Consider the following 21,123-nt stretch of genomic DNA (forward strand, 5'->3'; position numbering starts at 1 on the left):
GTTATTAGAAATGAAGGGATTTTTAGCATATTGACCTGGCGGCAGCAGTCCGCCAGGTCAGCGTCGAAATATTATGCCGTCCGGGCAACGGCATCACGCGAAGCAGCATCGCGCTCTTCGCCTGTCAGCTCGCTAAGTTGCCCGTTGCGCATTTCCAGCAGGCGGTCAGCGTGGATAAAGTAATGATCATCATGACTGATGGCGAATATGGTTTTACCCATCTCCTGCATCAGCGGCAGCAGCACCTGATAAAACTCACGGCGGAAGTGTGGGTCCTGATCCGCCGCCCATTCATCCAGCAGGATAATATCGCGTTCTTCTGCCAGCGCCAGCAACAGCGCGACGCGTTTTTTCTGCCCTTTTGATAACTTCAGGTTAACAATACGCCCGTTGCTTAACTCAAGCTTATGAGCCATTTTCAGTTGCGCCAGCCACTTCTCAATCAGTTGCGGGTTAGCGGGTTGACCCTCCGGCCCCAGCAGTTGATCGAACAGCCAGACATCGGTAAACACTGCCGAAAACAGTTTGCGATAATCTTCCGGTTGTTCGCCGCTGACAGGTTTGCCATCCAGCAAGATTTCGCCGCTTTGTGGCTGATACAAGCCCGTCAGCAACATCGCCAGCGTCGATTTTCCACTACCGTTGCCACCAATCAGAAACAGCAGTTCGCCACGTTTGATGGTGAGGTTAATCGGCCCAACGGAAAACGCGTTATCCTGATAAGCAAACGTAACATTGCGCAGCTCCAGCGTTTGCCAGTTGGGAAACGTCTGCGGACGCGGAAACTCTGCTTTGAAAGGCGCGAGCGCGAATTTGTTCAGCTTGTTAAACGCCACCTGCGCCGTCAGCAGCGTCGGTAATGCGCCAACCGCCGAAAGCAGCGGCGTACGCAGGAACAACAGCGTCAACGAATAGGTCGCGGCAACGTTGGTATCAGCCCAACCGAGACTGTTCGCCATCCAGAACACCAGGCCGATAGCGCCCAGCATCATGATGTTTGACCAGTTCACGGCACTAAGATGGAAGGTGTCTGCGCGGATAATATGATGGCGATACTCTTGCGCATCAGGAATGTAGAGGTTGTTAAACACATACTCGGCGCGTTCCCGGTTCAGAGTCAGCTCTTTGCGCCCTTCGAGTACGGTTTGAAAATCCGTGTACAGCTTATCTTCGGTTTCACGCAGGGTCGCCATATGTTTGTACACCCGCGCCACCAGCACAAAACCGCCCCAGATGGTGACTGCCATCCAGATAGCCGTTACCAGCAACATTTTGCCCGACAGCATCCACAAATACGCCGCGGAACCGATAGTGAGAATGATCCCCTGCACCAGTTCCGGCAGACGCACAAAAGCAATGGTGATATTGCGCACATCGCTGGTTAACCCCGCCAGCAACGAAGCGCTACCAAGTTGTTCAATGCGCTCGACGTGGGTATCCAGAATCCGCTTGATAAATTCACTACGCAGTCGGTAAACGAAGTGATGCCCCAAAGTGGTGAGCGCCAGTTGCGATCCGAGAGTGACTGCCATCAACAGCAACAATAATCCCAGAAACTCCGGCAACACCAGCAGACTGGTATCCGCCGTTTCGATAAGGCGCTGATTGATAAAAGCAATTAAGCCAATGCCTAATGCCGCACTGGCGAGGCTTAGCGCCATCACACTGATAAATGGCCAGCGATACTGCCGCCAGACAAGTACAAGAAGTTCCATGCAGAAAACCCGGACAATGAATTACAGCCCGCAGTTTAAACATCTTCGCGCGCACAGCAATAATAATTCTTATTTTTATTCTTTTTTACCTGCCTGACGGAATGTCAGGTTGTAGCGGCAGTCGCCGGCGAGTGGATGAAACCCCGCTTTCAACGGTTGAATGCCATGATAAAACAGCCGCGATTCACCGCCCCATACCACCACATCGCCATGTTCCAGCAACAATCTTTTTAGCGGATCATTTCGTTTCAGGCCGCCAAATTGAAAAATCGCGGGTAAGCCCAGAGAAACAGAAACAATTGGCGCGCGCAGATCCGGTTCGTCTTTATCCTGATGCAGCGACAGTTTCGCGCCAGGAACGTAGCGGTTGATCAAACAGGCATCTGGCTGGAAATCTGGATAGCCCGCCGCCGTAGCCGCACGTTGGCATAAATCATGAAAACTCTGCGGCATGGCGGGCCACGGTTTATTTGTTTGCGGATCAATGGGCGAATAGAGATAACCTTGCCGATGGGTCGTCCAGCCCAGATGCCCACAGTTGGTCATCGCCACCGACATGGTATATCCGCCTGGAGTGACCATCTGGCGAAACGGCGACTGGCTGGCAACATCATTAATATCGCGGATCAGTTGCTCCGCAGCGTTAAAAGCGAAACGCCGTAAAATTACCGCACCAGCCGCCAGTGGCTCTTGCCACGGTTCAGCATCGGCAAACAGATCCAACATTACCTCTCCTCATTCTCAGCTTCGCGGCGCAGCAGTTGCGCTTTGCGCGACACGCCCCAGCGGTAACCGGAAAGTGTGCCATCACCACGGACCACCCGATGACAAGGTATAACGATAGCTAGCTTGTTGGCGGCACAGGCGCTGGCAACAGCCCGTACCGCTTTCGGTTTGCCGATGGCATTAGCCAGTTGCTGATAACTGACGGTTTCACCGCAAGGTATCGTGCGCAGGGCCTGCCAGACTTGTTGCTGAAAAGCAGTGCCGCGAATGTCCAGCGGTAACGTCAGCGGCGTATCGCGTTGATTGAGGCTGGCGATCACTTCACGCACATGTTGCTGAAACGTAAGATCAGCAGGCGCGCTGTCGGCAGCGGGAAACATCTGCTGCAACTCGCTGATTAGTGTCGCGTCATCATCGCCCAGTAATATCGCGCAAATCCCCCGCTCACTTTCTGCCACCAGGCAACGGCCCAGCTCACAATCAGCCAGCGCGTAACGCACCGCCAGATTTTCGCCACCGTGACGGAATTGTTTAGCCGTCATGCCCAGCGTTTCGTCGGCTTTGCGGTAGTAACTGCTGCTGTCGGGGAATCCGGCGTTAAGAATAGATGTAGTCACGCTCTCCCCTTTCGCCAGCAATTCGCGCAAACGGCGAGCGCGCCAGGCCTGTTGCCAGGCTTTAGGCGTCATTCCGGTAGTCGCTTTAAACAACCGATGCAAATGAAATGGACTCATCGCCAGCTGGTCGGCTAAGGCTTCCAGCGTTACAGGCGTTTCCTGTTCCAGAAGTCGGCAGGCGTGGGTGATTTTATCAAGGCGATGTTGTTGGGGATTGGCTTTGTCTGGCTGACAACGTTTGCAGGGGCGAAAGCCAGCGGCAAGCGCCTCGCTGGCATCGGCATAGAAAGAAACGTTTTCCCGCAAAGCATGTCTGGCGCGGCAAGACGGACGGCAAAAGATGCCTGTGGTGCGCACGGCGAAAACGAATTCGCCGTCGGCATTCGGGTCGCGGGCTAAGACAGATTGCCAGCGTTGATCGTCTGTTAAGCATGTGGCGTTTTTCATAATCAGCTCCCTGGTTAAGGATAGCCTTTAGTCTGCCCGGTCACCATCGCGCAAAAACCAACAATCTTGCGCTTTAATTTTTTTCGCTGATAAGGAAGCTTTTAAACTGCGGCGACATCCAGGTTTTAAAGCTATCGCCCTCTTTGGTGATCATATAGACCGCCAGCCCTTCCCGGCGAACAACTTCTTTGGCTTTATCCGGCCCGAGCACCATCAAACCTGTGTCCCAGGCGTCGGCTTCCAGCGCCGTCGGGGCAATCACCGTCACGGATACCAGATTGTGTTCGATGGGACGCCCGGTTTGCGGATCGATAACATGGGAAAGGCGTTTGCCGTCCAGTTCGTAATAGTTACGGTAGCTGCCAGAGGTGCTAATGCCATGACCGTTGATATCCACCACGGCCTGAACCGCGTTTTCTTTATCGGTTGGTTTTTGAATCGCTACCCGCCACGGCAGGCCTTCACCGTTCATGCCACGGCTGTTCAGCGCGCCGCCCACCGACACCAGATAGCGGGAAATCCCTTCCTGCTCCATCAAGCGTGCCAGATGATCCGCCGCATAGCCTTCGCCGACAGTGGAGAGATCGACATATAAATCCGGCAGGTTTTTTTGCAGATATTGCTGATGCGACTGATTAATGACCGTCAGGTGCTGTAAGCCGGTTTTGGCTTTCATCGCATCGATCTGTTCCTGGCTCGGAATTTGAACCGGCTGTTGTTCCGGGCCAAAGCCCCACAGATTCACCAGTGGCCCGACGGTTATATCCATCGCACCATCGGTCCTTGCGCCAATGCGCAGCGAGGTGGTGACGATATCGGCCATCGCTTCACTTACCGGCCACGGCGACAAACTTTGCGAGTCGTTAAAGCGCATCAGCGCGGAATCTTTTTTATAGGTCGAAAGCAGCTGATCGTCGGCGTCCAGCTGGGTCTGAATCTTTTCTTTAAGTTCGGCACTGCGTTTGGCATCAATGCCCGGGATGCTGGCACGCCAGAAGGTACCCATGGTTTTGCCTTCAAGAACGGTAACTTCAGTAGCGTGGGTTTTAGCGGGTTGTGGTTTTTGATCGCAACCAACAAAGAAGAGCGCGGCAGCCAGCAGTGCCACGCGGGTAAAGCTTATTTCCATACGTGATTATCCTCATGCGAACGGTCGCAAGAGTACACCAAAAAACTGTGTTTGTACGCTGAAAACAATGAAAAAAGGGCCCGCAGGCCCTTTGTTCGATATAAATCGAGATTAGAACTGGTAAACCAGACCCAGAGCTACGATGTCATCAGTGTTGATGCCAGCAGCGCGGGTGAACTGGTTGTCGTCCAGCAGGTTGATTTTGTAGTCAACGTAGGTGGACATGTTTTTGTTGAAGTAGTAGGTCGCACCAACATCAACATATTTCAGGATATCTTCGTCGTCGTAGCCACGACCCAGGTTTTTACCTTTAGACTGCAGGTAAGCCAGGGACGGACGCAGACCGAAGTCGAACTGGTACTGAGCAACAGCTTCGAAGTTCTGTGCTTTGTTCGCCCAACCCAGGGAACCTACGCGAGTTGCGTTGTAGGTCTGGGTGTACTGAGCAGCCAGGTAGATGTTGTTAGCGTCGTATTTCAGACCACCAGTGTAGGTTTCAGCACGGTCGCCAGTACCGATCAGGCCAGTGTTGTTCTGATCCCAGGTACGTTTGGAGCTGGAAACTGCAGCACCGATACCAAAGCCTTCATAATTGTAAGTAATAGAACCACCAACACCGTCACCGTTCTGCTCAAATACATCATCACGGCCATTAGTGGTCATACCTTCGCCATGAGCACTACCGTTTTTACCCTGATACTGAACAGCAAAATCAAGACCGTCAACCAGACCGAAGAAGTCGGTGTTACGGTAGGTCGCGAAACCGTTACCACGCTGCTGCATGAAGTTATCAGAATCGTAGGTATCACCACCGAATTCTGGCAGTACGTCGGTCCAGGAAGTAACATCGTAAACAACGCCGTAGTTACGACCATAGTCAAAAGAACCAACGTCCTGGAATTTCAGACCAGCGAATGCCACACGGGTCCAGGAACTATTGTCACTTTCAGGTTCGTTACCTTGAATCTGATATTCCCACTGACCATAACCGGTCAGTTGATCAGTAACCTGAGTTTCACCTTTGAAGCCAAGACGCATGTAGGTCTTGTCGCCATCTTTAGAGTCGTTATCGGAGAAATAGTGCAGGCCGTCAACTTTACCGTACAGATCTAATTTGTTGCCGTCTTTGTTGTAAATTTCAGCAGCGTTTGCTGCGCCTGCTACCAGCAGAGCTGGGACCAGGAGGGACAGTACTTTAACTTTCATGTTATTAACCCTCTGTTATATGCCTTTATTTGCTTTTTTATGCCACTGCATACTGATTAACCCTCATTAATCAGTCGGCAGGTCCATTCTCCCCAAAAATGCAGAATAATCCAACACGAATATGATACTAAAACTTTTAAGATGTTTCATTTATCGCTATAGATGTTTCAAAATGTAAATGCAAGGGAACTTTTTAAGATTATTGCGGAATGGCGAAATAAGCACCTAACATCAAGCAATAATAATTCAAGGTTAAAATCAATAACTTATTCTTAAGTATTTGACAGCACTGAATGTCAAAACAAAACCTTCACTCGCAACTAGAATATCTCCCGCTATCATCATTAACTTTATTTATTACCGTCATTCATTTCTGAATGTCTGTTTACCCCTATTTCAACCGGATGCCTCGCATCCGGTTTTTTTTACCCTTCTTTACACACTTTTCATTATTCTGTGCTACCACAGAAAAACTATAACGCTTGTTAACTATTTCACAAATAATTAACATCAGCATAATTTCCAGCAATCTTCGTTTATTTGCAATTAATTTCATTGGGCTTTTTGTAGGTTATTTGTACAGCAAAATGGCGCTTGTACATCTATTTCCCCCAATGCAGGAAGATAAATATCACGGGAGAATAGAAAATCATCAATCAGGTAAGAGTCTGGAATTTCACACTGTACCCTTTATACTGCCCTATCACTTCGCGAAGTTTTAACAGGTCATAAACACGAATGCGTCAGAAAGAGACAACGGCCACGACCCGCTTTTCACTCCTACCGGGGAGCATTACCCGCTTCTTTTTACTGTTGATCATTGTGTTACTGGTGACGATGGGGGTAATGGTACAAAGTGCCGTTAACGCCTGGCTGAAAGATAAAAGTTACCAGATTGTCGACATTACCCACGCAATCCAAAAGCGCGTCGATACCTGGCGTTACGTGACCTGGCAGATCTACGACAACATTGCCGCGACGACCTCCCCCTCCTCCGGCGAAGGTTTACAAGAGACGCGCCTGAAACAGGATGTCTACTATCTGGAGAAACCACGCCGCAAAACGGAAGCGTTAATCTTTGGCTCTCACGACAACTCAACGCTTGAGATGACTCAACGGATGTCCACTTATCTGGATACATTGTGGGGCGCAGAAAATGTACCGTGGTCGATGTATTATCTGAATGGTCAGGATAACAGTCTGGTGCTGATCTCAACCCTGCCCCTCAAAGATCTCACCTCCGGATTTAAAGAATCGACCGTCAGCGACATTGTTGATTCACGTCGTGCAGAGATGTTGCAACAGGCCAACGCCCTCGATGAACGCGAAAGCTTTTCTAACATGCGCCGCCTGGCCTGGCAGAACGGTCATTACTTTACCTTGCGTACCACCTTTAACCAGCCGGGACATCTGGCAACGGTTGTGGCTTTTGATCTGCCGATTAATGATTTGATCCCACCGGGCATGCCGCTGGACAGTTTCCGCCTTGAGCCAGACGCGACGGCAACGGGAGACAATGATAATGAGAAAGAAGGGACGGATAGCGTCAGTATCCACTTTAACAGTACGAAGATTGAAATCTCCTCGGCACTCAACTCTACCGATATGCGCCTGGTCTGGCAGGTTCCTTATGGCACCTTATTGCTGGATACGTTGCAAAACATTCTGCTGCCACTGCTGCTGAACATCGGTTTGCTGGCGCTGGCGTTATTTGGCTATACCACATTCCGCCATTTCTCCAGCCGCAGTACAGAAAGCGTCCCCAGCACGGCGGTCAATAACGAATTGCGCATTTTACGGGCAATCAATGAAGAGATAGTCTCACTGCTGCCGCTCGGCCTGCTGGTTCACGATCAGGAATCGAACCGCACAGTCATAAGTAACAAAATTGCCGATCATTTGCTGCCGCATTTGAATCTGCAAAACATCACCACCATGGCGGAACAGCATCAGGGGATTATTCAGGCGACGATCAATAACGAGCTGTATGAGATCCGCATGTTCCGCAGCCAGGTTGCGCCGCGCACACAAATTTTCATTATTCGCGATCAGGATCGCGAAGTGCTGGTAAACAAGAAACTCAAGCAGGCGCAGCGTCTGTATGAGAAAAACCAGCAGGGGCGGATGACCTTTATGAAAAACATTGGCGATGCGCTGAAAGAACCCGCACAGTCCCTGGCGGAGAGCGCGGCTAAACTCAACGCCCTGGAAGGCAAACAACTGGCGAATCAGGCAGATGTGCTGGTGCGGCTGGTCGATGAAATACAGTTAGCGAACATGCTTGCGGACGATAGCTGGAAAAGTGAGACGGTGCTGTTCTCCGTGCAGGATTTAATTGATGAAGTTGTGCCTTCAGTGTTGCCTGCCATCAAGCGTAAAGGTCTGCAACTGCTGATTAACAATCATCTGAAAGCACACGATATGCGCCGCGGCGATCGCGATGCCTTACGACGTATTTTGCTGCTACTGATGCAATATGCCGTGACCTCAACGCAATTGGGAAAAATCACCCTTGAGGTTGATCAGGATGAGTCCTCCGAAGACCGCCTGACGTTCCGCATTCTGGACACGGGAGAAGGCGTAAGTATTCATGAAATGGATAATTTGCACTTCCCGTTTATCAACCAGACCCAAAACGATCGCTATGGCAAGGCGGACCCGCTGGCATTCTGGCTGAGCGATCAACTGGCGCGTAAACTGGGCGGTCATTTAAACATCAAAACGCGGGATGGGCTTGGTACACGCTACTCTGTGCATATCAAAATGCTCGCAGCTGACCCGGAAGTTGAAGAGGAAGAAGAGCGTTTACTGGATGATGTCTGCGTAATGGTGGATGTTACTTCGGCAGAAATTCGGAATATTGTCACTCGCCAGTTAGAAAATTGGGGTGCAACCTGTATCACACCCGATGAAAGATTAATTAGTCAAGATTATGATATCTTTTTAACGGATAATCCGTCTAATCTTACTGCCTCTGGCTTGCTTTTAAGCGATGATGAGTCTGGCGTACGGGAAATTGGGCCTGGTCAATTGTGCGTCAACTTCAATATGAGCAACGCTATGCAGGAAGCGGTCTTACAATTAATTGAAGTGCAACTGGCGCAGGAAGAGGTGACAGAATCGCCTCTGGGCGGAGATGAAAATGCGCAACTCCATGCCAGCGGCTATTATGCGCTCTTTGTAGACACAGTACCGGATGATGTTAAGAGGCTGTATACTGAAGCAGCAACCAGTGACTTTGCTGCGTTAGCCCAAACGGCTCATCGTCTTAAAGGCGTATTTGCCATGCTAAATCTGGTACCCGGCAAGCAGTTATGTGAAACGCTGGAACATCTGATTCGTGAGAAGGATGTTCCAGGAATAGAAAAATACATCAGCGACATTGACAGTTATGTCAAGAGCTTGCTGTAGCAAGGTAGCCTATTACATGAACAATATGAACGTAATTATTGCCGATGACCATCCGATAGTCTTGTTCGGTATTCGCAAATCACTTGAGCAAATTGAGTGGGTGAATGTTGTCGGCGAATTTGAAGACTCTACAGCACTGATCAACAACCTGCCGAAACTGGATGCGCATGTGTTGATTACCGATCTCTCCATGCCTGGCGATAAGTACGGCGATGGCATTACCTTAATCAAGTACATCAAGCGCCATTTCCCAAGCCTGTCGATCATTGTTCTGACCATGAACAACAACCCGGCGATTCTTAGTGCGGTATTGGATCTGGATATCGAAGGGATCGTGCTGAAACAAGGTGCACCGACCGATCTGCCGAAAGCTCTCGCCGCGCTGCAGAAAGGGAAGAAATTTACCCCGGAAAGCGTTTCTCGCCTGTTGGAAAAAATCAGTGCTGGTGGTTACGGTGACAAGCGTCTCTCGCCAAAAGAGAGTGAAGTTCTGCGCCTGTTTGCGGAAGGCTTCCTGGTGACCGAGATCGCTAAAAAGCTGAACCGCAGTATTAAAACCATCAGTAGCCAGAAGAAATCTGCGATGATGAAGCTGGGTGTCGAGAACGATATCGCCCTGCTGAATTATCTCTCTTCAGTGACGTTAAGTCCGGCAGATAAAGACTAATCACCTGTAGGCCAGATAAGACGCGTTAGTGTCTTATCTGGCATTTGCACCGATTGCCAGATGCGGCGTAAATGTCTTATAAGCCTACGATTCCCGCGATTTCCTGACCCTCTCGGCATATACCGTCAGCGTCTGTTTTATCACATCCAGCGTTACCGGCTTCGACAGGCAGCTGTCCATACCGGACTCCAGACACCGCTGCTTCTCTTCAGCCAACGCATTAGCAGTTACTCCGATTACCGGCAACGTCAGTCCCAACTGACGAATGCGTTGCGTCAAGCGGTAACCATCCATATTTGGCATGTTGACGTCGCTAAGCACGATATCAATATGATTCTTGCTAAGTACATTAAGCGCATCGACGCCATCATTCGCGGTTTTACATTGATAGCCCAACGATCCCAACTGATCTGCCAGAAGACGCCGGTTAATCGGATGATCATCCACGACCAGAATCATCATATCGTCGTTATCGCTGACCGCTTTGTCCGTCGACGGCAGAGCGTTAGCAGGATCGTCGCTCTCCATCTCGATCAAATAAATACGCGCCAACAATGCCGGTAGCTCATGCGGGGCAGCCACACTTTGTACCCACTCCCCTGGCGCTTTCTCCAGCGGAATACCAATATGGCGACGACAGAAGGTCACTACCGCTCTACCCTGCCATTTTTTGCTCACTACCTCGTCAGTGATTAACACATCTTCGGGAGTCGGTTCCTGCCCTTCGTATGTTGTAACGACGATGCCGCTGCGCTGCAAACTGGTTTCCAGGAACTGACAGAGCGACGCATTGCGGACCGCCAGCCAGCAGCGTTTACCACTCAACCCTTCCACGCCTTTTTTCTGCGGGTACTGAGCGCCGTACAACGGAATACGCACGGTAAACTGGCTGCCCATTCCCGGTTCTGAATCTACCGAGATATCGCCGTCCATCATGCTGATCAGTTTTTCACAAATCGCCAGACCCAGACCGGTCCCCTGGAAGTTACGCTGTACGCCCGTTCCGACCTGGAAGAAGGGATCAAACAAGCGCACGACTTCTTTCGCCGGAATCCCCACGCCGGTATCGCGAACACGGATAGAGAGATAATCGCCATCAGCGCGAACATGCAAAACTATACAGCCGGTATCGGTGAATTTTATGGCGTTACTCAACAGGTTGGAGATGACCTGCTGTAAACGCATCGGGTCGCCATTTAAGGCCACTGGCACATCCGGTTCAATAAAGCAGTACAAGCCTAACTGCTTGCGTACCACCAGCGGTAAATAGTTGGCGGTGATGTGGTTCATCACTTCACGCGGTGAAAACTCACGCGGTTCGATCTTCAACTGTTCTGATTCAATTTTCGAGAAATCGAGAATATCGCTGATAATTTTCAACAACAGGCTGGAAGAGTTGTTCATTGCCGTCACCAGACGATCGACTCCTTTCGGTAACTCTTTGGTTTGCAATAGATCCAGGTTACCGATAATGCCATACAGCGGCGTTCGCAGCTCATGACTGACGGTGGCAAGGAACATCGATTTTGACTGGCTCGCCTGTTCCGCTGCTTGTGCCATCTCCTGCAACGACTCTTCCATCTTCACGCGCGAAGAAACATCCACCAGCACACAAATGGCCACGTTTTCATTACGATAGCGCGAATGGACGAAGCTGATTTGCAGATTGGTATTGTTGCTGGTCAGGACATCAACAAAATTGACCTGCTGCCCACAGATAATTTGTGTCAGCCGTTGGCGATCCTCATGCGTAAGCATATTGAGATAGGTATGCGCCAGTTCGTTACTTAAAATATTGACGCCATCAGCGGTACGCAAAATGCAGATACCCACTGGCGCGGAGGCGACAATCTTGCGATTAAACTGCTCATGTTCTTCCAGTCGCAGGGCGTCGCTTTCCGCCGGAATGAAAATACGTCGCTCGTACATCCGCGCGAGAGTAAACAATGCAGCTCCGGCAAGCACATTCAGCAAAATTGCGTTAAGGATCAACATGCGAATGCGTTCCAGTACCTTATCAACCGGCACCGAATACACGATGCTTAGCGATGAGGGTGGCAGATTTTTCTTCAGCACCAGCTCCCGGAACCCTTCCGTATAGCCAAACCAGGAGCGTTCCTGCATCCAGCGAGGATCGCCCTTAATTTTGCTTTCTGGTCCGGTAAGCGAAATCAGGGTATGACCATTTTCATCAAGAATGGTAACCCCCATCGGCAACGTACCAGGCAAGAAAAAGTTCTCCATCCGGATGGTCTGCTCGACACCCAAAAGCGCCTGCAACCGGTTCGCCAGATAAACTGGCGTCAAGGCGTAAAAATACCCGACGCCAGGGCGCGGACCTTCGCTGATCCAGTAGAGGTTACTGCCACTATCATCTTGTGGTGCATTTCGATATTTATTAATGCGTTCATGCAAAGCTTTTAGCGCGGTATCGCGTTCCACTGGCATATCACGCAGACCGAAATTGGCCATGCAGAGGTTATCGCTGCCGATTAAAAATACCCGGTTGAGATCGTAAGCCGCAGAAAAATTATCGCGCCAGTAGCGCATAAACCACGCCAATGACTCCAGAGAACCTCGCCAGGTGTTACTCATTGCGGAACAATCAGAGTCAGCAAACAGCGGTTCAAACGCAGGCACATCCGTCTGCGTTTCTCGTCCACGCGGGGAAAGCACACCGTTTTCTGCCGATAAGCGATTTTCGGCGATGTACTTCAGCTCTTTCATCACATCAGAGGTGCGTTGAATAAAGCGCTGAGCCTGATCGGAACTCAGATTAAATTCCTGACGAATTTCCGATTCTCGCTGATGTAACGCATTAACGATGTAAAAAACGGATGAAAAAGCAATCAACAGCCAGAGCACTAACGCCAATGCTCTGAACATGTAGCGCGAGGCTTTCAGGGTTGTACGAAAAGAAGCAAGGTATTTCAAAGGGGCGAAGCTCCGCCTCAGGTGACCGATGGAGTGTGGTTAAGGTAGCGGTAAAAGCGTGTTACCGCAATGTTCTCTCTTCTCTGGAATATGATACACCGCCGAGAAATCATCACCTTAACCTCTGATAATCGTCATATACCGGACAAGACTAGTGGATTTCAGCATGCATTATATGAAGTGGATTTATCCACGCCGCTTACGCAATCAAATGATCCTGATGGCAATCCTGATGGTCATTGTCCCAACGCTTACTATTGGTTATATCGTAGAAACGGAAGGACGTTCAGCAGTCTTATCTGAAAAAGAGAAAAAACTTTCTGCCGTGGTCAACCTGCTTAATCAGGCACTAGGCGATCGCTACGATCTCTACATCGACTTACCACGTGAGGAGCGTATCCGCGCATTAAATGCAGAACTTGCCCCCATTACCGAAAATATCACTCACGCCTTCCCTGGCATCGGCGCTGGTTATTACAACAAAACGCTGGATGCGATAATCACCTACGCGCCTTCAGCGCTATATCAGAATAATGTGGGCGTTACCATTGCCGCAGATCACCCTGGTCGCGAAGTCATGCGTACAAATACCCCTTTGGTTTATTCAGGCAGGCAGGTGCGCGGCGATATTTTGAATTCAATGATTCCCATTGAGCGTAATGGTGAAATCCTCGGCTATATCTGGGCCAATGAATTAACCGAAGATATTCGCCGCCAGGCCTGGAAAATGGATGTGAGGATTATCATTGTGCTCACCGCCGGTTTGCTGATAAGCCTGCTGTTGATTGTCCTTTTCTCCCGTCGCCTGAGCGCCAATATAGATATCATCACCGATGGCCTCTCGACTCTGGCACAAAATATTCCCACTCGATTACCACAATTGCCCGGTGAAATGGGGCAAATCAGTCAGAGTGTTAACAACCTCGCCCAGGCACTGCGTGAAACGCGGACACTTAACGATCTGATTATTGAAAACGCTGCCGATGGCGTCATTGCCATTGACCGCCAGGGTGATGTAACCACCATGAACCCGGCAGCAGAAGTCATCACTGGCTATCAACGTCATGAACTGGTAGGGCAGCCTTACTCCATGTTGTTCGACAATACTCAGTTCTACAGTCCAGTACTGGATACGCTGGAACATGGCACCGAACATGTGGCGCTGGAGATCAGTTTTCCAGGCCGTGACCGCACCATTGAACTCAGTGTCACTACCAGTCGTATTCATAACACGCACGGTGAAATGATAGGTGCTTTGGTGATTTTCTCTGATTTAACTGCCCGCAAAGAAACCCAGCGCCGCATGGCGCAAGCAGAACGCCTCGCTACACTGGGTGAGCTGATGGCTGGCGTGGCGCATGAAGTACGTAATCCGCTAACGGCTATTCGTGGTTATGTACAGATCTTGCGCCAACAAACCAGCGACCTAATACATCAGGAATATCTGTCCGTAGTACTCAAAGAAATCGATTCAATTAACAAAGTTATTCAGCAATTGCTCGAATTTTCACGTCCACGCCACAGTCAATGGCAACAAGTCAGCCTCAATGCATTGGTTGAAGAAACTCTGGTACTGGTACAAACCGCCGGCGTACAAGCGCGGGTCGACTTCATAAGCGAACTGGATAATGAATTAAGCCCGATTAACGCCGATCGTGAACTGCTCAAACAGGTACTACTGAATATCCTGATCAATGCCGTCCAGGCTATCAGTGCACGAGGGAAAATTCGCATTCGAACCTGGCAGTATAGCGACTCACAACAGGCCATTTCGATAGAGGACAACGGCTGTGGCATTGATCTCTCGCTGCAAAAAAAGATCTTCGATCCCTTTTTCACCACCAAAGCCTCAGGAACCGGGCTTGGTCTGGCGTTAAGTCAACGCATCATTAATGCCCATCAGGGTGATATTCGCGTCGCCAGTTTGCCGGGCTACGGCGCAACCTTCACGCTTATTTTACCGATCAACCCGCAGGGAAATCAGACTGTATGACTGCTATTAATCGCATCCTTATTGTGGATGATGAAGATAATGTTCGCCGTATGCTGAGCACCGCTTTTGCACTACAAGGTTTCGAAACACATTGTGCGAATAACGGACGCACAGCATTACACCTGTTTGCTGATATTCACCCTGACGTGGTGTTGATGGATATCCGCATGCCAGAGATGGACGGCATCAAGGCACTCAAGGAGATGCGCAGTAATGAGACCCGGACACCCGTTATTCTGATGACGGCCTATGCTGAAGTGGAAACCGCCGTCGAAGCACTACGCTGCGGAGCCTTCGACTATGTTATCAAACCGTTTGATCTCGATGAGTTGAATTTAATCGTTCAGCGCGCTTTACAACTCCAGTCAATGAAAAAAGAGATCCGTCATCTGCACCAGGCACTGAGCACCAGCTGGCAATGGGGGCACATTCTCACCAACAGCCCGGCGATGATGGACATCTGCAAAGACACCGCCAAAATTGCCCTTTCTCAGGCCAGCGTCTTGATTAGCGGTGAAAGCGGCACCGGGAAAGAGTTGATTGCCAGAGCGATTCACTACAATTCGCGGCGGGCAAAGGGGCCGTTCATTAAAGTCAACTGCGCGGCACTGCCGGAATCGTTGCTCGAAAGTGAACTGTTTGGTCATGAAAAAGGTGCATTTACTGGTGCACAAACCTTGCGTCAGGGATTATTTGAACGTGCCAACGAAGGTACTCTGCTCCTCGACGAAATTGGTGAAATGCCGCTGGTACTGCAAGCCAAATTACTACGCATTCTGCAGGAACGGGAATTTGAACGGATTGGCGGCCATCAGACCATAAAAGTTGATATCCGCATCATTGCTGCCACCAACCGCGACTTGCAGGCAATGGTGAAAGAAGGCACCTTCCGTGAAGATCTCTTTTATCGCCTTAACGTTATTCATTTAATACTGCCGCCTCTGCGCGATCGCCGGGAAGATATTTCCCTGTTAGCTAATCACTTTTTGCAAAAATTCAGTAGTGAGAATCAGCGCGATATTATCGACATCGATCCGATGGCAATGTCACTGCTTACCGCCTGGTCATGGCCGGGAAATATTCGAGAGCTTTCCAACGTTATTGAACGCGCCGTCGTGATGAATTCAGGCCCGATCATTTTTTCTGAGGATCTTCCGCCGCAGATTCGTCAGCCAGTCTGTAATGCTGGTGAAGCAAAAACAGCCCCTGTCGGTGAGCGTAATTTAAAAGAGGAAATTAAACGCGTCGAAAAACGCATCATTATGGAAGTGCTGGAACAACAAGAAGGAAACCGAACCCGCACTGCTTTAATGCTGGGCATCAGTCGCCGTGCATTGATGTATAAACTCCAGGAATACGGTATCGATCCGGCGGATGTATAACGCCAAAACTTGCTATGCAGAAATTTGCACAGTGCGCAATTTTCTGCATAGCCGCTCATTCTCCTTATAAACCCCCATCTAATTTATCCTTTTCTATTCAATTAGTTAAATAACAACCCCCAATAATCTCATTCTGGCACTCTCCTTGCTATTCCCTGACTGTACCCACAACGGTGTATGCAAGAGGGATAAAAAATGAAAACAAAATTGATGACATTACAAGACGCCACCGGCTTCTTTCGTGACGGCATGACCATCATGGTGGGCGGATTTATGGGGATTGGCACTCCATCCCGCCTGGTTGAAGCATTACTGGAATCTGGTGTTCGCGACCTGACATTGATAGCCAATGATACCGCGTTTGTTGATACCGGCATCGGTCCGCTCATCGTCAATGGTCGAGTCCGCAAAGTGATTGCTTCACATATCGGCACCAACCCGGAAACAGGTCGGCGCATGATATCTGGTGAGATGGACGTCGTTCTGGTGCCGCAAGGTACGCTAATCGAGCAAATTCGCTGTGGCGGAGCTGGACTTGGTGGTTTTCTCACCCCAACGGGTGTCGGCACCGTCGTAGAGGAAGGCAAACAGACACTGACACTCGACGGTAAAACCTGGCTGCTCGAACGCCCGCTGCGCGCCGACCTGGCGCTAATTCGCGCTCATCGTTGCGACACACTTGGCAACCTGACCTATCACCTTAGCGCCCGCAACTTTAACCCCCTGATAGCCCTTGCGGCTGATATCACGCTGGTAGAGCCAGATGAACTGGTCGAAACCGGCGAGCTGCAACCTGACCATATTGTCACCCCTGGTGCCGTTATCGACCACATCATCGTTTCACAGGAGAGCAAATAATGGATGCGAAACAACGTATTGCGCGCCGTGTGGCGCAAGAGCTTCGTGATGGTGACATCGTTAACTTAGGGATCGGTTTACCCACAATGGTCGCCAATTATTTACCGGAGGGTATTCATATCACTCTGCAATCGGAAAACGGCTTCCTCGGTTTAGGCCCGGTCACGACAGCGCATCCAGATCTGGTGAACGCTGGCGGACAACCGTGCGGCATTTTACCCGGCGCAGCCATGTTTGATAGCGCCATGTCATTTGCGCTAATCCGTGGCGGTCATATTGATGCCTGCGTGCTCGGCGGTTTGCAAGTAGACGAAGAAGCAAACCTCGCGAACTGGGTAGTGCCTGGGAAAATGGTGCCCGGTATGGGTGGCGCGATGGATCTGGTGACCGGGTCACGCAAAGTGATCATCGCCATGGAACATTGCGCCAAAGATGGTTCAGCAAAAATTTTGCGCCGCTGCACCATGCCTCTCACTGCGCAACATGCGGTGCATATGCTGGTTACTGAACTGGCTGTCTTTCGTTTTATTGACGGCAAAATGTGGCTCACCGAAATTGCCGACGGGTGTGATTTAGCCACCGTGCGTGCCAAAACAGAAGCTCGGTTTGAAGTAGCTGCCGACCTGAATACGCAACGGGGTGATTTATGATTGGTCGCATATCGCGTTTTATGACGCGTTTTGTCAGCCGGTGGCTTCCCGATCCACTGATCTTTGCCATGTTGCTGACATTGCTAACATTCGTGATCGCGCTTTGGTTAACACCACAAACGCCGATCAGCATGGTGAAAATGTGGGGTGACGGTTTCTGGAACTTGCTGGCGTTTGGTATGCAGATGGCGCTTATCATCGTTACCGGTCATGCCCTTGCCAGCTCCGCGCCGGTGAAAAGTTTGCTGCGTACTGCCGCCTCCGCCGCAAAGACGCCCGTACAGGGCGTCATGCTGGTTACTTTCTTCGGTTCAGTTGCTTGTGTCATCAACTGGGGATTTGGTTTGGTTGTCGGTGCAATGTTCGCCCGTGAAGTCGCCCGGCGAGTACCCGGTTCTGATTATCCGTTGCTCATTGCCTGCGCCTACATTGGTTTTCTCACCTGGGGTGGCGGTTTCTCTGGCTCAATGCCTCTGTTGGCTGCAACACCGGGCAACCCGGTTGAGCATATCGCCGGGCTGATCCCGGTGGGCGATACTCTGTTCAGTGGTTTTAATATTTTCATCACTGTGGCGTTGATTGTGGTGATGCCATTTATCACCCGCATGATGATGCCAAAACCGTCTGACGTGGTGAGTATCGATCCGAAACTACTCATGGAAGAGGCTGATTTTCAAAAGCAACTACCGAAAGATGCTCCACCGTCCGAGCGACTGGAAGAAAGCCGTATTCTGACGTTGATCATCGGCGCACTCGGTATCGCTTACCTGGCGATGTACTTCAGCGAACATGGCTTCAACATCACCATCAATACCGTCAACCTGATGTTTATGATTGCGGGTCTGCTGCTACATAAAACGCCAATGGCTTATATGCGTGCTATCAGCGCGGCAGCACGCAGTACCGCCGGTATTCTGGTGCAATTCCCCTTCTACGCGGGGATCCAACTGATGATGGAGCACTCCGGTCTGGGCGGACTCATTACCGAATTCTTCATCAATGTTGCGAACAAAGACACCTTCCCGGTCATGACCTTTTTTAGTTCTGCACTGATTAACTTCGCCGTTCCGTCTGGCGGCGGGCACTGGGTTATTCAGGGGCCGTTCGTGATGCCCGCAGCCCAGGCGCTGGGCGCTGATCTCGGTAAATCGGTAATGGCGATCGCCTACGGCGAGCAATGGATGAACATGGCACAACCGTTCTGGGCGCTGCCAGCACTGGCAATCGCCGGACTCGGTGTCCGCGACATCATGGGCTATTGCATCACTGCCCTGCTCTTCTCCGGCGTCATTTTCGTCATTGGTTTAACGCTGTTCTGACGGCAACCCTACAGACAGAAGGAATATAAAATGAAAAATTGTGTCATCGTCAGTGCGGTACGTACTGCTATCGGTAGTTTTAACGGTTCACTCGCTTCCACCAGCGCCATCGACCTGGGGGCGACAGTAATTAAAGCCGCCATTGAACGTGCAAAAATCGATTCACTACACGTTGATGAAGTGATTATGGGTAACGTGCTACAAGCCGGGCTGGGGCAAAATCCGGCGCGTCAGGCACTGTTAAAAAGCGGACTGGCCGAAACAGTGTGCGGATTCACGGTCAACAAAGTATGTGGTTCGGGTCTTAAAAGTGTGGCGCTTGCCGCCCAGGCAATTCAGGCAGGTCAGGCGCAGAGCATTGTGGCGGGGGGTATGGAAAATATGAGTTTAGCGCCCTACTTACTCGATGCAAAAGCACGCTCTGGTTATCGTCTTGGAGACGGACAGGTTTATGACGTAATCCTGCGCGATGGTCTGATGTGCGCCACTCATGGTTATCATATGGGGATTACCGCCGAGAACGTGGCCAAAGAGTACGGAATTACCCGAGAAATGCAGGATGAACTGGCGCTACATTCACAGCGTAAAGCGGCAGCCGCAATTGAGTCCGGTGCTTTTACAGCCGAAATCGTCCCGGTAAATATTGTCACCCGGAAGAAAACCTTCGTCTTCAGTCAAGACGAATTCCCGAAAGCGAATTCAACGGCTGAAGCGTTAGGTGCATTGCGCCCGGCCTTCGATAAAGCAGGAACAGTCACCGCCGGGAACGCGTCTGGTATTAACGACGGTGCTGCCGCTCTGGTGATTATGGAAGAATCTGCGGCGCTGGCAGCAGGCCTTACCCCCCTGGCTCGCATTAAAAGTTATGCCAGCGGTGGCGTGCCCCCCGCATTGATGGGTATGGGGCCAGTACCTGCCACGCAAAAAGCATTACAACTGGCGGGGCTGCAACTGGCGGATATTGATCTCATTGAGGCTAATGAAGCATTTGCCGCACAGTTCCTTGCCGTTGGGAAAACCCTGGGCTTTGATTCTGAGAAAGTGAATGTCAACGGCGGGGCCATCGCGCTCGGGCATCCTATCGGTGCCAGTGGTGCTCGTATTCTGGTCACACTATTACATGCCATGCAGGCACGCGATAAAACGCTGGGGCTGGCAACACTGTGCATTGGTGGTGGCCAGGGAATTGCGATGGTGATTGAACGGTTGAATTAACCAATAAAAACACCCGATAGCGAAAGTTATCGGGCGTTTTCTTGAACATCGACGGCGAAGGTAACCCCATTAATCACCAGTCAAAACTTTTCACCAGCGTCAGCTCGCCAGCATTACGCATCGGTACAATAAATGTTTCCTGTTTCTCATTGACCGATCCTTCATCGGTGATCAGCGTCAGTTGGGCGGTGGTTAATTCCGTTTCGCTGCGTCCGCCATAGTAGTTGATATACACCTGATAGCGCCCGTGAACTGGCGCTGGCATGGCGAAAATCTCGGGGCCGTACCCCGTCGTGACATCCATATCCAGTGCACCACTGTTGTTCAGCACGGTGTTACCGTACCAGGCGTGTTCGCCATCGGGCGTAACAACGTGAAGGTCGAGGTCGGTATTGTCCGTATCCCACGAGAGAACCAGTCGTAAACGCGCGCGGATCACTCCAGCACCCGGCGTTGAGTAAAACTGCATTTTTTGCCGGCTTTGCCCATCCGGGCTGATGACCTGCACGCTGTTGCTGCCTTCCGTGAAAATATAAGGGCGTGCAAATGAACCATCGGATTCAATTCTCTGCGGCATACTGGCACCGTTGACCACCAGCCGGCCCTGCTGAACTTTACCCGCCGCAGCATAATTCTTTATTTTGCCGCGGATCTGCGCTGAGATATTTTGATCATCTGCCATGTTGACGGACGACGCCGGGTAATTGATCGATTGTGAAAAACTGGCATCTTCGCCCTCTGCCGGATGCCAGCCAGAGAGCGGTGCATCAATCTCGACTTCCTGCACACCTTCACTGTGAGCGACAGGCGAAAGCGCCACCAGTAACAACGGAAGAAAAATCTTTCGCATAGCA

15 protein-coding genes are annotated in these 21,123 nt (G+C 50.7%); 8 read left to right on the top strand and 7 right to left on the bottom strand.

All coding sequences use genetic code 11. The features are described from left to right. Window positions 1-71 precede the first annotated feature (71 nt). From yojI to ACJHYW_RS03865, 5 genes are all read right to left on the bottom strand, one after another. Window positions 72-1,715, bottom strand: coding sequence for a microcin J25 efflux ABC transporter YojI (yojI, locus tag ACJHYW_RS03845; protein ID WP_000422219.1), 1,644 nt, complete (start codon window positions 1,713-1,715; stop codon window positions 72-74). Window positions 1,716-1,790: 75 nt separating this feature from the next. Next, window positions 1,791-2,441, bottom strand: coding sequence for a DNA oxidative demethylase AlkB (gene alkB, locus ACJHYW_RS03850; RefSeq protein ID WP_000884961.1), 651 nt, complete (start codon window positions 2,439-2,441; stop codon window positions 1,791-1,793). Beyond that, window positions 2,441-3,505, bottom strand: coding sequence for a bifunctional DNA-binding transcriptional regulator/O6-methylguanine-DNA methyltransferase Ada (ada, locus tag ACJHYW_RS03855; protein ID WP_000786344.1), 1,065 nt, complete (start codon window positions 3,503-3,505; stop codon window positions 2,441-2,443). Before ada ends, alkB begins: the two co-directional genes overlap by 1 nt. 73 nt (window positions 3,506-3,578) lie before the next feature. Beyond that, window positions 3,579-4,634: an FAD:protein FMN transferase ApbE gene (apbE, locus tag ACJHYW_RS03860; RefSeq protein WP_000406089.1), complete on the bottom strand. Its 1,056-nt coding sequence runs from the start codon at window positions 4,632-4,634 to the stop codon at window positions 3,579-3,581. A gap of 111 nt (window positions 4,635-4,745) precedes the next feature. Beyond that, window positions 4,746-5,840, bottom strand: coding sequence for a porin OmpC (locus tag ACJHYW_RS03865; RefSeq protein WP_000865538.1), 1,095 nt, complete (start codon window positions 5,838-5,840; stop codon window positions 4,746-4,748). 738 nt (window positions 5,841-6,578) lie between these two features. Between ACJHYW_RS03865 and rcsD the strand changes: the two genes are divergently transcribed. Both rcsD and rcsB read left to right on the top strand, forming a co-directional pair. Continuing rightward, window positions 6,579-9,251, top strand: a complete 2,673-nt coding sequence (gene rcsD / locus ACJHYW_RS03870) for a phosphotransferase RcsD (RefSeq protein WP_001249111.1) — start codon at window positions 6,579-6,581, stop codon at window positions 9,249-9,251. Window positions 9,252-9,267: 16 nt separating this feature from the next. After that, window positions 9,268-9,918 carry a response regulator transcription factor RcsB gene (rcsB, locus tag ACJHYW_RS03875; protein WP_001061917.1) on the top strand — a complete coding sequence of 217 codons (651 nt, stop codon included), beginning with the start codon at window positions 9,268-9,270 and terminating at the stop codon, window positions 9,916-9,918. Between the two features lie 84 nt (window positions 9,919-10,002). Here the strand turns inward: rcsB and rcsC are convergent, their stop codons facing one another. Beyond that, entirely contained in the window at window positions 10,003-12,852 is a 2,850-nt protein-coding gene (rcsC, locus tag ACJHYW_RS03880) for a two-component system sensor histidine kinase RcsC (RefSeq protein WP_000876059.1), read from the bottom strand. 166 nt (window positions 12,853-13,018) lie between these two features. Between rcsC and atoS the strand changes: the two genes are divergently transcribed. The 6 genes from atoS (at window position 13,019) to atoB (ending at window position 20,269) form a co-directional block, all read left to right on the top strand. Next, window positions 13,019-14,845: a two-component system sensor histidine kinase AtoS gene (gene atoS / locus ACJHYW_RS03885; protein ID WP_001361611.1), complete on the top strand. Its 1,827-nt coding sequence runs from the start codon at window positions 13,019-13,021 to the stop codon at window positions 14,843-14,845. Further along, the gene (gene atoC / locus ACJHYW_RS03890) at window positions 14,842-16,227 is read left to right on the top strand and encodes an acetoacetate metabolism transcriptional regulator AtoC (protein WP_000125298.1); all 1,386 of its coding nucleotides are present in this window, start codon (window positions 14,842-14,844) and stop codon (window positions 16,225-16,227) included. Before atoS ends, atoC begins: the two co-directional genes overlap by 4 nt. Window positions 16,228-16,422: 195 nt before the next feature. After that, window positions 16,423-17,085, top strand: a complete 663-nt coding sequence (gene atoD, locus ACJHYW_RS03895) for an acetate CoA-transferase subunit alpha (protein WP_000850538.1) — start codon at window positions 16,423-16,425, stop codon at window positions 17,083-17,085. Then, window positions 17,085-17,735, top strand: coding sequence for an acetate CoA-transferase subunit beta (atoA, locus tag ACJHYW_RS03900; protein ID WP_000339055.1), 651 nt, complete (start codon window positions 17,085-17,087; stop codon window positions 17,733-17,735). The genes atoD and atoA overlap by 1 nt, the downstream gene beginning before the upstream one ends. After that, window positions 17,732-19,054: a TIGR00366 family protein gene (locus ACJHYW_RS03905; RefSeq protein ID WP_000580278.1), complete on the top strand. Its 1,323-nt coding sequence runs from the start codon at window positions 17,732-17,734 to the stop codon at window positions 19,052-19,054. Before atoA ends, ACJHYW_RS03905 begins: the two co-directional genes overlap by 4 nt. 30 nt (window positions 19,055-19,084) lie before the next feature. Next, window positions 19,085-20,269 (top strand): acetyl-CoA acetyltransferase, encoded by a 1,185-nt coding sequence (gene atoB, locus ACJHYW_RS03910; RefSeq protein ID WP_000786532.1) that lies wholly within the window; start codon window positions 19,085-19,087, stop codon window positions 20,267-20,269. 73 nt (window positions 20,270-20,342) lie between these two features. Here the strand turns inward: atoB and ACJHYW_RS03915 are convergent, their stop codons facing one another. Then, window positions 20,343-21,119, bottom strand: coding sequence for a YfaP family protein (locus ACJHYW_RS03915; protein ID WP_001225850.1), 777 nt, complete (start codon window positions 21,117-21,119; stop codon window positions 20,343-20,345). Between the last annotated feature and the right edge of the window lie 4 nt (window positions 21,120-21,123).

The organism is Escherichia sp. WS3063, from assembly GCF_046486595.1.
In the GTDB taxonomy this organism is placed as follows: domain Bacteria; phylum Pseudomonadota; class Gammaproteobacteria; order Enterobacterales; family Enterobacteriaceae; genus Escherichia; species Escherichia coli.

Bases quoted from the DNA above. Each gene is read 5' to 3' on its own strand.
- ACJHYW_RS03905 (WP_000580278.1), top strand. From the start codon at position 17,732: ATGATTGGTCGCATATCGCGTTTTATGACGCGTTTTGTCAGCCGGTGG.
- apbE (WP_000406089.1), bottom strand. From the start codon at position 4,634: ATGGAAATAAGCTTTACCCGCGTGGCACTGCTGGCTGCCGCGCTCTTC.
- ACJHYW_RS03865 (WP_000865538.1), bottom strand. From the start codon at position 5,840: ATGAAAGTTAAAGTACTGTCCCTCCTGGTCCCAGCTCTGCTGGTAGCA.
- rcsD (WP_001249111.1), top strand. From the start codon at position 6,579: ATGCGTCAGAAAGAGACAACGGCCACGACCCGCTTTTCACTCCTACCG.
- yojI (WP_000422219.1), bottom strand. From the start codon at position 1,715: ATGGAACTTCTTGTACTTGTCTGGCGGCAGTATCGCTGGCCATTTATC.
- rcsB (WP_001061917.1), top strand. From the start codon at position 9,268: ATGAACAATATGAACGTAATTATTGCCGATGACCATCCGATAGTCTTG.
- alkB (WP_000884961.1), bottom strand. From the start codon at position 2,441: ATGTTGGATCTGTTTGCCGATGCTGAACCGTGGCAAGAGCCACTGGCG.
- atoD (WP_000850538.1), top strand. From the start codon at position 16,423: ATGAAAACAAAATTGATGACATTACAAGACGCCACCGGCTTCTTTCGT.
- atoA (WP_000339055.1), top strand. From the start codon at position 17,085: ATGGATGCGAAACAACGTATTGCGCGCCGTGTGGCGCAAGAGCTTCGT.
- atoB (WP_000786532.1), top strand. From the start codon at position 19,085: ATGAAAAATTGTGTCATCGTCAGTGCGGTACGTACTGCTATCGGTAGT.
- ada (WP_000786344.1), bottom strand. From the start codon at position 3,505: ATGAAAAACGCCACATGCTTAACAGACGATCAACGCTGGCAATCTGTC.
- ACJHYW_RS03915 (WP_001225850.1), bottom strand. From the start codon at position 21,119: ATGCGAAAGATTTTTCTTCCGTTGTTACTGGTGGCGCTTTCGCCTGTC.
- atoS (WP_001361611.1), top strand. From the start codon at position 13,019: ATGCATTATATGAAGTGGATTTATCCACGCCGCTTACGCAATCAAATG.
- atoC (WP_000125298.1), top strand. From the start codon at position 14,842: ATGACTGCTATTAATCGCATCCTTATTGTGGATGATGAAGATAATGTT.